This is a genomic window from Novosphingobium endophyticum (genome assembly GCF_014640675.1).
Classification (GTDB): domain Bacteria; phylum Pseudomonadota; class Alphaproteobacteria; order Sphingomonadales; family Sphingomonadaceae; genus Novosphingobium; species Novosphingobium endophyticum.
Genome location: NZ_BMHK01000012.1, coordinates 79,933 through 93,823, shown reverse-complemented (window position 1 = coordinate 93,823; position 13,891 = coordinate 79,933). Strand labels below are relative to the sequence as shown.

Here is a 13,891-nt window from a genome sequence, read left to right as displayed (position 1 = left end):
TCGGCTCCCCACGAAGCGCGGCCTCGGCGACAAGCTACGGATACCGCTTTGGATACCGCGCATCACCCGACGGCTCGACCGGAGATCGGGCAACATCGTCAAATTCACTCTTGATGCATAATGCACTATCGTTAAGGTGCCGCGCCATGAATCAATTGAATAAGCCCCTTGCCGGTCGACGTGTACTCGAACTCGGCACGATGATCGCGGCACCATTTGCCACGCATATTCTTTCCCAACTGGGCGCCGAGGTCATCAAGATCGAGCCGCCGGCGGGCGACACGACCCGTTCGCTGGTACGCGGCGGGCCTTCGGGGACGATCGTGGCTTACAGCCATTCCAAGCAGGCGATCTGCCTCGACCTGACCACCGAGGGCGGCAAGGACGTGTTCCGCAAGCTGGCGGCCACGGCAGACGTCGTGATCCACAACCTTGCCCCCGCCGCCGCGCGCAAGCTGGGCGTAACCGCCGACGACTGCATGGCTGCAAACCCGGACATCGTGCACGTCCACATCAAGGGCTATACGCACGGCCCCCAGGCCGACGACCTGATGACCAACCCGATCGCCGAAGCCGCGACCGGAGCCATGGACGACCACCGTGTGGACGGGCGCCCTACCCGCTTCGGTCCGTCCTATCACGACCAGTTCGCAGGCACTTATGCCGTGATCCGTGTGCTTTCGACGATGCTCGATCCGCATACGAGCCCCGAATCGCGCCGCATCGAGATCGGTCTCTACGAAACCGGCCTGCACCTCGCCGCGCGCGATCTTGCCGGCATGCAGCTCAAGACGCAGCTCCTCGGCCGTCTCGAGAAGGAAGGCGGCGGAGAGTTCTCCATGCCGGGTTACGGCTCCTATCTCACGTCGGACGAGCGCTGGGTCTATCTGCTGATCCTCACCGACGCGCACTGGGCGAAGCTGACCAGGGCGCTCGACATGCCGGAAGACGGCAACCCCGAATATGCCAAGCTGCGCGACCGCAAGAAGGCGCGCGACACTGTGGAGGCCGCCGTGCGCGCCGCGGTCGGCAAGTTCGATTTCGAAGAGGTGGAGCGCCGCCTGCGCGATGCGGGGCTGGGCTTCAACGAAGTCATGCCACTCGAACGCGTGCTGGACGTCCCCCAGGCCCGCCAGCCAGGCAAGCTGCGCGAACTGGACTTTCGCGGACTGCATTTCGAGGTACCGGAATTTCCGGGGCAGAAGGCGGTAGCGGAGAACCTTCCGCCGCCCGAAATCGGCGAGCACACGCATCAGCTTCTGGCGGAACTCGGCTATTCGGACGGGGACGTCGATACCTTGTTGTCATCGGGGGCCGCCAGGGCCTATCAACCGGGCGATTTCGCCTGGGCTCCGGTGCGACAAAAGGAATGATGACGAACCGATGATGCAGTTTCGCACGAAAGAAGAGCAAGTCGCCGATTTCCTGCGCGAAGGCATCATTTCCGGCCGTTATCCGCGCGGCGCCCGGCTCAAGCAGCAGGAAATCGCGACAATGCTCAACACCAGCATCACGCCGGTGCGCGAGGCGCTGAAGCTGCTCGCCGCGGAAGGCTATGTGCTGGGCGACAGCTATCGCGGCGCCACCGTCGCCCCGTTCGACATCGAGGCATCGAGCGAAGTGCAATCGCTGCGCATCCTGCTCGAAACCCAGCTCGTCAAGGGCGCGGTCGAGCGGGTGACCGGAGAGGACATCGCCGAACTGAAAGTGCTGGCCGGCGAGTTCGCCGGCGCGTTCGACGCGGGCGACAACGAGGCGACGCGCGCGGCGAACTACCGCTTTCACCACCGCCTGTTCGAGATTGCCGCGATGCCGCAGACCCTGCATTTCGTGCAGATCCTCTGGGCGCGCTATCCCTTCGACCTCATCAACCGCCTCTCGGGCCGCGTCAGCCGCGCCGCCGACGAGCACGACGAGATGCTGGCTGCCCTGATTGCGGGCGACAGCGCGGCCGCCATGCTCGCCACCCGCCGGCATATCGAAGCGGGATACGACGAACTGCGCCGCTCCGTCGCGCTGGATGCGGCATCCGCGCGCGGCGGGCCCACCCCCAGGGAGAACTGACCCGCCATGAAGAAGACTCTCTTCCTCGTCATGGACATGATGAACGACCTCGTCGCCGAGGACGGCTTCAACGCCCAGACCTACGGCGTGCAGGTAAGGGAGCGCGGCGTGCTGGAAAACACCGGCGACGCCATCTCCGCCGCGCGCGCCGCCGCCGCGCTGGTCGGTTACGTGCGCGTGGGCTTTTCGAGCGATTATCGCGAGGCCCCCGAGGCCTCCCCAATCTTCTCGGGCGCGCGCAAGAACGGGATATTCCAGCTCGGCACCTGGGGCACCGAAGTCCACGCCTCGATCGCGCCGCAGCCTCAGGACTTCGACATCGTGAAGCACCGCGTCAGCCCCTTCTATGCCACGTCGCTCGAAGCGATCCTGCGCGCCAACAAGGTGGAACGCATCGTCATGTGCGGCGTCTCCACCAACGGCGTCGTCCATTCCGGTGCGCGCGAAGCCCACGACCGCGACTACGAAGTCGTGGTCCTTGAGGACTGCTGCGCCGGCGTCACGCCCGACGAACACATGCACGCAATCGCCTGCATGGGCCGTTACGGGCAAATCGTGGCAAGCACGGAATTCGACTGGGCGGCCTGACCGCGCTTACCTGACATCACCGAGGCGATACCGCATGCCGGTTCACACCGGTCAGGGGTGGACTCTTCGCCTCTCTCAAAATAATGCATTATCCATCGAACACGAAATCCGGCGAAGGGCACGTCCCCGATCGAGCGCCGATACAAGGAGCCAATCAATGACTGTCGAGACGAAGGACAAGGACGTCGGTGCTGCGCCGGCCGAAGGCAAGATCACCCCGGAGGCGATCAAGGCCGCCGAAAACATGATCGGCATGCAGCTGCGCCCCGAAGGGCCGTACCTGCAGGACGCGACCGCCGACACCATGCGCAACTGGTGCAACGGCATCGGCGATCTCAACCCCCTGTACCGCGATGAAGAGCACGGCCGCCTGTCGCGTTACGGCTCGATCGTCGCGCACCCGAACTTCCCGATGGCGTTCGGCTGGGTCGGTCGCACGCGCTGGGGCCTGCCGGGCGTCCACGGCTTCTACGCCGGCAACGACTGGGAGCTGTTCCGCCACATCCGCCCGGGCGACCGCATCACCGCGATCGAGCGCGTGGTCGGCATCGACGTGAAGGAATCGAAGTTCTCCGGCACGCTGGTGATCCAGTACGTCGAGGCGAGCTATGCCAACCAGAACGGCGACCTTGTCGCCCGCGCGCTGGGCACCTGCACCCGTCACGAGCGCAAGGCCGCGCGCGATGCCGGCAAGTATTCCGAGATCAAGACCCACGAATACTCGGCCGAGGATTTCGCGAAGATCGACGATGCCATCCTCAACGAGGAAAAGAACATGCGCAGCGGCAACGTGCGCTACTGGGATGAAGTGCAGGAAGGCGAGGAACTGCCCGAGATCGTGCGCGGTCCGCTGAGCCTCATGGACACGATGGGCTTCCTCGTCGGTTCGGGACGCGGCCACACCCACGGCGTGATCTTCAAGAACGCGGTCAAGCACCCCGGCCACTTCTTCCGCAACCCTGAAGCGGGCGGCGGCATCGAATACACCGGCATCGGCCACCACCGCGAATCGACCGCCAAGGAAGTGGGCGTCCCCGGCGTCTATGACTACGGCCCGCAGCGCTCGTCGTGGATGGCCAGCCTCGTCACCAACTGGATGGGCGATGCCGCGTTCCTCAAGCGCGTTCGCACCCAGATGCGCGGCTTCAACATCATGGGCGACTGCACCTGGGCGCGCGGCAAGGTCACGCGCAAGTACGTCAAGGACGGCCATGCCCTCGTCGACATCGAGATCCGCGGCGAGAACCAGCGCGGCGAACTGACCACGCCGGGCCTTGCCACGGTGCTGCTGCCCTCGCTGAACCCCGAGCACAAGGTGTTCTTCGACGGTCGTGACTGCGACCTCGAACTGCCGGTCGTGCGCTGAGGACAGCGGCGATGACACGGGAGGCTGACGTGCCGCTGACCGGACTGAAGGTCGTCGTCCACGCATCGGGCGTGGCGGCGGCCTACGCCGCGCGAATGCTGGGGACGATGGGCGGACAGGTCCTGCTCATCGAGCCGGCGGGCGGCACGGCGTTACGGCGGCAGCCTCCCTTCCTGCCCGGCGCAAAGGGTGAGGAGAGCGAGGAAAGCGCCCTCTTTACCTATCTTGCTGCCGGGATGGAGAGCGCCGTGATCGACCTCGCCGCGCCCGAAGGACAAGCCCGGCTCGCCGGCTGCCTGAACGGCGCCGACGTGTTCATCGACGACACGCCGATTTCCGCGAGGGAAAGGCTGGGCATCGACAAGGCGAGCCTGACCGAACGATTCCCGAACCTCGTCCACGTCTCGGTGCTGCCTTTCGGCGCCCATGGGCCCAAGGCTAGCTGGAAAGGCGAGGACGTGGTGGTCCAGCATGCGGGCGGCGAAGGTAACCTGCTGCCCAATGGCCTTGCCGTCGAGATGTTTCCGGACCGCGCGCCGCTCAAGATCGGAGGCCACTTCGGCGAGATGCAGGGCGGGATCGCCGCTGCGCTGGGTGCCTTGTCGGCGCTCTGGGCGCGGCCCGAATGCGGCGGGCAATACGTGGACATCTCCTGCCAGGACGCCAACCTCGCCGTCGGCGCCTTCGCGATCCAGCGCCTCGGCGACGGATCGATCGAGCATCGCGTCGAGCGCAGCTTCCGCTATGGCGGCGTGATCCCCTGCGCCGACGGATACCTTGAGATGCTGACCCTCGAACAGCGCCAGTGGGATGGCCTTGTCGAACTGCTCGGGAGACCCGACTGGGCGCTCGATCCTGCCCTTGCCGACAGCCTCGAACGCAGTCGGCGTGGCCCGGAGATCAACCGGCACATCCGCGAGTGGGCCTCGGCCCGAAAGGTCGACGACATCGTCGATGCCGGCCAGAAGCTGGGCGTACCGCTGGCCCGCTACAAGACGCCTGCCGAGATCCTGCGCGACCCGCAGGAGCGCCATCGCGGCCTGTTCCAGCCTATCAATGTCGACGGTGTCGGCCTGGTCGATGCGCTTGTCTCGCCATTCCACTTTAACGAGGCACCGCTGACGCTGCGTGGCGGACCACCGGCGCTGAACGCAGCGCAGGAAACCGCCGCGGCGGAGGGTTGAGCCAATGAAACCGCTTTCCGGCATCCGCATTGCCGATTTCACCGTGCACAATGCCGGCCCGTTCTGCACGCACCTGCTCTCTCAGCTTGGCGCCGAGGTCATCAAGATCGAGAGCGCCATGCGGCCCGACGCCTTCCGCAAGCCGCACCCGGTCTATGGCCGCATGGGCCCTGCGACGTTCGATCAGGTCGCCTCGACCAAGTTGTCGGTGCGCATAAACCTCAAGAAGGCGGAGGGGATAGCCCTTGCGAAGCGCATTGTCGGTGTCAGCGATATTGCCGCCGAGAGTTTCAGGCCCGGTGTGATGGACAGGCTCGGTCTGAGCTACGGGGCGCTGAAGGCGGTGAAAGACGATATCGTCATGCTGTCCGTTTCCTCGTCGGGACAGAGCGGCCCGGATTCGCACTTCGCCGGCTATGCCCCGCTGTTCGGCGCCTGGGGCGGGCTCGGCGAGCTGACTGGATATGAAGACGGTCCTCCCGTCGAGATCCGTCATGTCATGGATCACACCGTCGGCATGAACGCCGCAGCCGCCGTGATGGCTGCGCTGCATCACCGCCGCGCATCCGGACAAGGCAGCCACGTCGACGTCGCCGCGCGCGAGGTTGCCGCCTCGCTGGTAGGGGACATGCTGTTGCTTGCAGCGGCGGGAGGCTCGCCGCGCCGTATGGGCAACGCCCACGCATCCATGGCGCCGCACGGCGTCTATCCCGCGAGGGGCGAAGACCGCTGGCTGGCGCTCGCGGTCGGCAGCGACGCCGAATGGGCGACGCTTGCCAGGCTGATGGGAAAGCCTGAACTGAACGGCGACGCCCGGTTTACCGATGCCGCTTCGCGCCGGGCCAACACCGAAGCGTTGGACGCGATCGTTTCTGACTGGACGCGAACCCAGGAAGCGAACGAGGCGGCGGCGGCGCTTCAGTCTGCCGGGATAGGCGCCCATGCCTCATGGACCACGCCGGAGCTGGCAGCCGATCCGCACCTCAAGGAACGCGGCGCGATCATCGAGGTCGCCGAACCGGACGGCACGCCGCGCGCTGCCGTGGGTGTGCCGATGCGCCTGTCGAAGGGGCCGGAGATCGGCATTCACAGCGGCACACCCAAGCTCGGAGAGCACGAAGATTTCGTCTATGGCGAACTGCTCGGCATGAGCGAGGCGGAGCGCAAGCGTCTGGAAGACGCCGAAGTCATATATTGAACCAGCAGGCCAGGGAAAAGCCAACGCCATGAATGAGAATGCACCAGCGCTCGGTTTCATCGGGCTCGGCGTCATGGGCAGCGGAATGTGCGCCAATGCTGTCAGGAAGCACGGCGCCCCGCTCCATGCCTTTGACATGAACCCGGATGCGCTTGCCGCGCAGGTGGCGGGCGGCGCGGTCGCGGCTACCTCGGTCGAGGACGTGGCCGGCAATGCCAGAGTCATCTTCCTCTCGTTGCCCGGCGGCAAGCAGGTCAGGGCGGTCTGCGAGACGATTGCCGCGCATGCGTCGCCCGGCACGGTCGTGATCGATCTGTCGACCACCAGCGTTGCCGATGCCCGCGACGTCGCCGCGATGCTCGCGAAGCACGCCATGGCCTTTGCGGATGCCCCGGTCGCGCGCACCCGGCAGGCGGCGATCGACGGAACGCTCTCGATCATGGTCGGCGCGCCCGATGCGCTCTTCGCGCGAATCGAACCGCTGCTGCGCTACATGGGCTCGGATGTCACCCATTGCGGCGATGTCGGCTGCGGACAGGTGGTCAAGCTCATCAACAACACCCTGCTGTTCGAACAGGTGGCCGCGATCGCGGAGATGATGGTCGTCGCAGAGCGCGCGGGTGTGACGCCCGAGAAGCTGATCGAGGCCGTGGGCCTGGGATCGGGCAATTCCTTCGCGTTGCAGACACACGCGAAGAAGGCGATGGCGCCGCGCCAGTTTCCGGAGAAAGCGTTCCCCTCCCCTTACGTGCTCAAGGATCTGGGCTATACGATCGAACTGGCCGAGCAGATGGGCGTGGAGCCGCGCCTGCCGCGCCTCGCAGCCGAGTACTACCAGGCAGCAATCGATGCGGGGATCGGTGAGAAATACTTTCCGGCCATCATCGAAGTGGTCGACCGCAAATAGCTGCAATCGGGAGAGGGTCGATGCAGACACGCAAGCTGGAATACCGGGTCGTCACCGACGGGCTGGAATTTCCCGAGGGCCCTATCGCCATGGCCGATGGATCGGTGCTGGTGGTGGAGATCAAGGGCGGGCGGTTGATCCGCGTACAGCCGGACGGCGCCCGCGAAGTCGTCGCCGACCTGGGCGGCGGACCCAATGGCGCGGCAATCGGCCCGGACGGCGCGTGCTACGTCTGCAACAACGGCGGCTTCAACTGGCTCAGCGAGGACATCTTCGGGGTGAAGGACTTTCGCCGCCCGCACGGCCGCGCCGTGGACTACACCGGCGGTTCGATCCAGCGCGTCGATCTCGACACCGGCGAAGTCACCACGCTCTACACGCAATGCGACGGCAATCCGATCATGGGCCCCAACGACATCGTCTTCGATGCCGATGGCGACATGTGGTTCACCGATCACGGCAAGACCTATGGCCGGGTAATGGACTGCGGCGCGGTCTATCACGCGGCGGCGGACGGATCGTGGATCAGGCAGGCCGCCTTCCCGATGCTCACGCCGAACGGCTGCGGCCTCTCGCCTGACGAGAAGACACTCTACGTTTCGGAGACCGAGACCGGGCGGCTGTGGCACTGGCCGATCACCGGGCGCGGCGAACTCGGCAAAGTGGCCTGGCCGTCCCCGAACGGCGGCAGACTGGTGGGACAGGCCACGGGATACCAGCGCTTCGATTCCATGGCGCTGGAGGAAAATGGCAACATCTGCGTGGCAACGCTGGTCACGGGCGGCATCACCGTCTTTTCCCCGGAAGGCGAAAAGCTCGAATACTGGGAAGGCCCGGAGCCCTACTGCACCAACATCTGTTTTGGCGGGCCGGACATGAAGACCGCCTATGTCACCGTATCCGGCAGCGGCCTGCTCGTCGCCGTGGACTGGCCGCGGCCCGGCTTGCCGCTGCTGCACCAGCGGATCTGACATCGTGACCGACAGCCCCGCTCTCGCGCTCGAGGAAACCGGCCCAGGCCCGATGTGGGCAAAGCGGCGGGTGCTCGTGGCCGCGTTGATGGGTACGGCGGTCGAGTTCTACGACTTCTTCATCTACGGAACGGCAGCGGCCCTGGTGTTCGGACCGCTGTTCTTCCCTGCCTCCTCCCCCGCGGCGCAGACGCTGCTTGCCTTCGCCAGCTTTGGCCTCGCCTTCTTCGCGCGGCCAATCGGCGCCATTGCCTTCGGCCACTTCGGCGACCGGGTGGGACGCAAATCCACGCTGGTCGTCTCGCTGTTGATGATGGGCCTTTCGACCTTCGCCATCGCGCTGCTGCCCACTTATGCGATGGCGGGCTGGATCGCACCCGCCCTGCTGTGCCTGATGCGCTTCGGGCAAGGCTTCGGCCTCGGCGGCGAATGGGGCGGCGCCGCGCTGCTCACGGCAGAGCACGCGCCCGCCGGGTGGGAAGGACGCTTCGTCGCGATCATGCAACTCGGCTCCCCGATCGGCTTCTTCGCGGCGACCGGCGTTTTCCTGCTGCTCGGTTTCCTGCTCGACGATGCCCAGTTCATGAGCTGGGGCTGGCGCATTCCCTTTCTCGCCAGCGCGGTCCTCGTCATACTCGGCCTCTGGATCCGCCTGAAGATCGAGGAAACGCCGCAGTTCCAGACCGCGCTCGACAAGCAAGACGTCGTACGCGTGCCGTTTTTCGAGATCGTCGGGCGCCACGGCCTCCAGGTTCTCGCCGGAGCCGCCGGCGTGGTCTCGACTTTTGCGGTGTTCTATCTGGCGACCTCCTTCGCGCTGGCATTCGCGGTCGATCAGATGGGCTATGGACGCGAGGAATTCCTGACCGTGCAGTTGATCGCCAACTGCTTCTACGTCCTGGGCATCCTGCTCGCCGGGGTGTTCGCCGATCGCATCGGCCCGCGTTTCGTGCTGGCCGGCGGTGCGGCAGCGACGATTGTGCTCGGCCTGTTCTTCGAAACCGGCCTGCGTTCGGGCTCCTTGATGGTGGCGGGCGTGACGCTCTGCACCGCGATGCTGGTGCTGGGCTTCAACAACGGCCCGCTGGGAAGCTGGCTGGCAACGCTGTTTCCGGTTCGCACACGCTATACCGGCGTGTCGCTTGCCTTCAATCTGGGCGGGATTCTCGGCGGTGCGTTCGTACCCTTCATCGCCCAGCTTCTGGTGGTGCAGGGATCGTCGCAGGCCACGAGCGTCCTGCTGCTTACCGCCGGGCTGGCCACGCTTGCCGGAGCCATCCTCGGCCGCCGCCGCGCCGCCGCCGGCATGCGACGAGAACGGACAGCGTAAGCGGACTCCAATACCGATACCAGGCTCCCCGTCGCTTGCCGCTCACACGAAAGGCCCGGCGTGGGGGCCGGGCCAATTGTGGAGATTTGGCAAACCTTGGGGTACGTTCCTGTTCTTTCGCAGGTGTCGATCCACATGGTCGCCCACAATGGTTAATATTTAATTAGCGGGTAATATCTTTCTACGGGGTCACACCTAGGACTACCCCTGAGCCACGAGCCTGTCCGGCGCGGCAAACCTGCGCCTCGTGCGGAGTATCGAGGCCCCGATGATCGTGCCGTATCCGATCCAGAACATCGCAACAAAAGGAGCCTCGTTACCGAACAGGATACGCGCCGCGAACGTCAGCGCGATCATTACCGGCGCCCCCCAGACGACGCCATCCCACGCCGCGCGCAGCACCGGTTCAGCGTGCCCGCGCCGCCGGCGCTTGCCGAGCCAGATATAGACCCCGGTGGCACTCACGGCGGTCAGCGCCAGTCCGAACACGCCATAGGCGATCTTGACCCAGAGCCCTCCATAGTTCCCGAAATGAAGTCCGTAGATCGAAGCCGCGGCCTGCTGGCCGATCGCGCCGTCGGAAAGGCCGGCCGTCCCGTGAAAGCGCCCTTTCGCGTCGAATGCGTAATACTCGCCAAAAATTAGGCGCCGCTGATGCGGTCCTATGAGCTGAACGCGTTGCCCGGCGGTCATGGGATCGTGAAGGACCACGTAGGTAAGGGCCACGTCCGGATGATTGGCTGTCATGTAGCGCAGCGCCGCCGCCACGTCGGGAACGGGCGCGGACCTCTTGTCGGGTTCCGGCTCGCCTCCGAAGATCGGCGCATAGACCGCCTCGGTATCGCCGTCGTAGCTGGCACTGGCGATGCCGTATGCCGTGATTGTGCCCAGCCCGATCACCGAACCGGTCAGGGCAATGGTGATCGAGAACGGCAGGGTCCACACGCTCAGGCGGTTGTGCCAGTCGGCAAGGCCGATGCCGCCCTTGTCCCGCGCGCGCAGGCGGAATGCGTCGCGGAAGACGCGCGGATGCGCGACGACGCCGGACAGCGCCAGCGCCAGCATCATCACCCCCAGCACGCCGACGATCGTGATGCCGACGAGGCTGGGCAGGTTCAGCAGGTAGTGAAGTTGGACAAGAAAGTCCGACCAGGCAATTTCCTCAGGCTCCGCGAGCGAGCCCTCGGCGTTGAGGTGCCTTGCCTGCGTGTCGGTGATGGCGGTCGCCCGCGGCAATCCCGCCGTCGGCATGTGGACGAACAGATGCGTGGTCGGCGGCTTTCCGGCCTCGCTGGCCAACATGGCTTCCACCCCGCGCTGCACGGCGTCGGGATCGATCCGTGCCATCTCGGGCGCGCCGGGCTGCTCGACCCTTTGCAGTTCCTCGTAGAAGACCGAAATCGTGCCCGTCAGCGAGACGAGATAGAGCAAGGCGCCGGCGACCAGGCCAATTGCGGCATGAGCTGAAAGGGCGCGCTTGACGGTACCCGGCTCGAGGGATGTGCTCATGCTTGAACTCCCGTCAGAAAGGCGGGAACGGCGACAAGGCAGCCGATTGCCAGCATGGCGAGCTGGCGCCGCCGGTCCCCCGTCATCAACATGGCAAAAACAAGACCGCTCCACGCCAGCGGCGTCGTGAACAGGGCCAGCGCATTCGCATCGGCCTCCCCTGCCCCGCCCAGAAGCGCCAGCATACGCAGGCCGAGGGCAAGGCCTATGGCGGCGAAAACCGCCATCAGGCCGACCAGCGCGAAGGTCGTGAGGCGGCGCCGCAGCCGCAGCGGCGCGCCGCCTTCAGGCAGCATTCCCGCGCGGCGGTTGGAGGCCTTCATGACGCCCGGCGGCGAAGTCCAGCCGGCCCACGCGAGAAGGACGAAGGCCAGCGCCATGGCGACGAGCGCCTCTATCGCGACGCCCCACGCCCCGGCCGCCTGCGCGCCCGCCACAACGGCAAGCGCCAACAGGCTCCACCCGGCGAGATTGAGGCGATGCGAGCGTTTGCGCCGCGACCACGAGAACCGCAGCAGCGCCACTCCGCCGATCGCCGCCAACCCGCCGAGCAGAAGAACGCCGTCCCCGTTCATCAGAAATGATAGCTCACGGTGCCGAACACGTTGCGCTCCTCGCCCATGAAGCAGTCACCGCGCGCGAGGCAAGCCGAGTAGAAGCGCTTGCCCAGCAGATTGGTGGCGTTGATCCGGAAGGACCAGTTCTGCCAGCTCAGTTCGGCGAGCGCGTCGACCAACGTGTAACCGGGCGTGCGGACACCATCCGGGAAAGCCGGACCATAGGACCGGTGCGCGCCGGTATAGCGCACGCCGCCGCCGAGCAGCAGCGAGAGGTCTTCGCCCAGCTCGAACGGACGCGTGGCCCAGAGCGAGGCATTGTACTTAGGCACATTGTCGAGCTGGACCTCGGTTCCTTCAACTTCGGCCTCGTTGTAGCTGAAGTTCGCAAGGAGCTGTAGCTTGCCGGGCAGGACAGCATTGCCTTCGAGTTCGATACCCTTGGAAGTGAGCGAGCCGGCTTGCATCTGGTCTAACGGATCGGCCGTGCTCGGATCGTCGACCGGACGATTGTTTTCCTTGATGTGATAGGCGGTGACCGTCACGAGCGTCGCATCGGTGGGATGGAACTTGATGCCGCCTTCGAACTGGTGGCCCTGCTTCGGCCTGAACGGGTTTCCGTCACTCGCCGTGCCCGCAATAGGCTCGAAGCTCTCGGTGTAGCTGAAGAAGGGCGACACGCCGCGAACGACCTCGCCAATGATCCCCGCCCGGAAGGACGTCGCGCTGTCGTCGAAGGCTTCGACGCCGAAGCTCTTCGAGTTTACCAAGTCGTGACGGACCCCCAGAACGACCGAAACGCGGTCGATCAGCCGGATCTGGTCCTGCAGATAGAAGCCGAGCTGTTCCTGCTCGGTATCCTCGTATGGCACGGCGCCGTCGGGAAAACCGCCGCCGTAGTCGGACAGCGAATCGTAGTCGATGTCGTAGATGTCGATATACTCGTAACCATAAGCTCCGATCTTGCGCACACGGTTCCAGAGGTAATCGACCCCCACCAGCAGGGTGTGCCTGATCGCATCACCGGTATTGAAGTCGAATTGCAGGTTGTTGTCGGTGGAGAATATCTCCATCCGCGCCTTGCTGGCATCCGAGTAGAGGCCGATCGTGCGTTGCAGCGGATCCCTGGCCAACTGGTCCGTATCGGGATCTATCACGCCCGGCTGTACGTAGGGATTGGCCGGATTACCGTAGCTGTCGGGATAGTGCGTGAAATAGCTCAGATCGCTGTCGATGTAGCGGGCCTTGAGGTTGAGCCGCACGTTCTCGCCGAAGCTCTGACTTACCAATGCCGTGCCCTGCAGCAGGCGGCCGTCGTAGCGGTCCCAGCCGGGCTTGCCGATGAAGAGGCTGTTCTTCAGCCGGCCGTTCGGGTTGGGCAGGATCGTGCCGACCAACGGCAGGAACTGCGAGGTCGATCCGCCATCGTCCTCCTGATAGAGGCCGATCAGCGTAACGTCTGTCTCTTCGGTTGGCTGCCAGGTCAGCGAGGGCGAGAACAGGACGCGGTCATCGGGAACGTGATCGGTCTGCGTTCCCGAGTCGCGAACCCTCGCCACGACGCGCGCCGCAACCGTCGAGGAGAGCGGGCCGGTCAGGTCCGCCAGCGCTTCCTTGCGGTCGTGCGAGCCGTAGCGCAGCGAAACCTCGCCGTCCGTCTCGAATTCCGGCTTCTTCGATTCGAGGTTGATGAGGCCGCCCAGCGAACCGTGTCCGAACAGCACCGAGGCCGGACCGCGGATCACCTGGACCGAGGAGAAGTTATAGGGATCGGCGCGGATGCTGGCGTAGTAGCTGAAGATGTCGCGCATTCCGTCGCGAAACTGCAGCGCGTTGATGCCGCGCACGAAACCGCCGTCGACGCGGCCGTCCGGGCCGTAGGGATTCGCCTGTACGCCAGCGACGTAGCGCAAGGTATCGCTGATCGAGACGGCGCCTTGCGCGGTATAGAGATCTTCCGGAATGACCGTCACCGGCTGCGGCGTCTCGATCGCGGGCGTATCGGTCTTGAGTGCCAGGCTGCTGCCCGCGCGATCACCGGTCACGATGATCGAAGCGCCTGCTTCCGCGTCGTCGGCCGCAAACGCGGGCACGGAGACGAGTGCCGTGCAGCAGACGGCCAATGTTCGAAACGACTTCATCATTCCCCCTGTAGGTCTTTACGATTCGCGGGCTAACGCGAGTCATTCGCATTAGCAAGCCCAGAAGGCGTGATTA

12 protein-coding genes are annotated in these 13,891 nt (G+C 65.3%); 9 read left to right on the top strand and 3 right to left on the bottom strand.

The window, feature by feature from the left end; all coding sequences use genetic code 11:
- Positions 1-146 precede the first annotated feature (146 nt).
- From IEX32_RS10685 to IEX32_RS10645, 9 genes are all read left to right on the top strand, one after another.
- The gene (locus IEX32_RS10685; protein ID WP_188771278.1) at positions 147-1,373 is read left to right on the top strand and encodes a CaiB/BaiF CoA transferase family protein; all 1,227 of its coding nucleotides are present in this window, start codon (positions 147-149) and stop codon (positions 1,371-1,373) included.
- 10 nt (positions 1,374-1,383) lie between these two features.
- Complete coding sequence (locus IEX32_RS10680; protein ID WP_229736313.1) at positions 1,384-2,064, top strand: GntR family transcriptional regulator; 681 nt, start codon at positions 1,384-1,386, stop codon at positions 2,062-2,064.
- 6 nt (positions 2,065-2,070) lie between these two features.
- Positions 2,071-2,652 carry a cysteine hydrolase family protein gene (locus tag IEX32_RS10675; protein ID WP_188771274.1) on the top strand — a complete coding sequence of 194 codons (582 nt, stop codon included), beginning with the start codon at positions 2,071-2,073 and terminating at the stop codon, positions 2,650-2,652.
- 157 nt (positions 2,653-2,809) lie between these two features.
- The gene (locus IEX32_RS10670) at positions 2,810-4,018 is read left to right on the top strand and encodes an FAS1-like dehydratase domain-containing protein (protein ID WP_188771272.1); all 1,209 of its coding nucleotides are present in this window, start codon (positions 2,810-2,812) and stop codon (positions 4,016-4,018) included.
- Positions 4,019-4,029: 11 nt separating this feature from the next.
- The gene (locus IEX32_RS10665; protein WP_188771271.1) at positions 4,030-5,202 is read left to right on the top strand and encodes a CoA transferase; all 1,173 of its coding nucleotides are present in this window, start codon (positions 4,030-4,032) and stop codon (positions 5,200-5,202) included.
- 4 nt (positions 5,203-5,206) lie between these two features.
- The gene (locus IEX32_RS10660) at positions 5,207-6,400 is read left to right on the top strand and encodes a CaiB/BaiF CoA transferase family protein (RefSeq protein ID WP_188771269.1); all 1,194 of its coding nucleotides are present in this window, start codon (positions 5,207-5,209) and stop codon (positions 6,398-6,400) included.
- Between the two features lie 28 nt (positions 6,401-6,428).
- Positions 6,429-7,307, top strand: coding sequence for an NAD(P)-dependent oxidoreductase (locus tag IEX32_RS10655; RefSeq protein WP_188771267.1), 879 nt, complete (start codon positions 6,429-6,431; stop codon positions 7,305-7,307).
- Positions 7,308-7,327: 20 nt separating this feature from the next.
- Positions 7,328-8,278 (top strand): SMP-30/gluconolactonase/LRE family protein, encoded by a 951-nt coding sequence (locus tag IEX32_RS10650; protein ID WP_188771265.1) that lies wholly within the window; start codon positions 7,328-7,330, stop codon positions 8,276-8,278.
- Positions 8,279-8,282: 4 nt separating this feature from the next.
- Positions 8,283-9,608 carry an MFS transporter gene (locus IEX32_RS10645; protein WP_308421040.1) on the top strand — a complete coding sequence of 442 codons (1,326 nt, stop codon included), beginning with the start codon at positions 8,283-8,285 and terminating at the stop codon, positions 9,606-9,608.
- A gap of 201 nt (positions 9,609-9,809) precedes the next feature.
- Here IEX32_RS10645 and IEX32_RS10640 read toward each other — a convergent pair whose 3' ends face one another.
- The 3 genes from IEX32_RS10640 to IEX32_RS10630 are packed head-to-tail and all read right to left on the bottom strand — an operon-like array spanning position 9,810 to position 13,815.
- Positions 9,810-11,117, bottom strand: a complete 1,308-nt coding sequence (locus IEX32_RS10640; RefSeq protein WP_188771263.1) for a PepSY-associated TM helix domain-containing protein — start codon at positions 11,115-11,117, stop codon at positions 9,810-9,812.
- Positions 11,114-11,692 (bottom strand): hypothetical protein, encoded by a 579-nt coding sequence (locus IEX32_RS10635; RefSeq protein WP_188771261.1) that lies wholly within the window; start codon positions 11,690-11,692, stop codon positions 11,114-11,116. The genes IEX32_RS10640 and IEX32_RS10635 overlap by 4 nt, the downstream gene beginning before the upstream one ends.
- Positions 11,692-13,815: a TonB-dependent siderophore receptor gene (locus tag IEX32_RS10630; RefSeq protein WP_188771259.1), complete on the bottom strand. Its 2,124-nt coding sequence runs from the start codon at positions 13,813-13,815 to the stop codon at positions 11,692-11,694. The genes IEX32_RS10635 and IEX32_RS10630 overlap by 1 nt, the downstream gene beginning before the upstream one ends.
- Positions 13,816-13,891 lie beyond the last annotated feature (76 nt).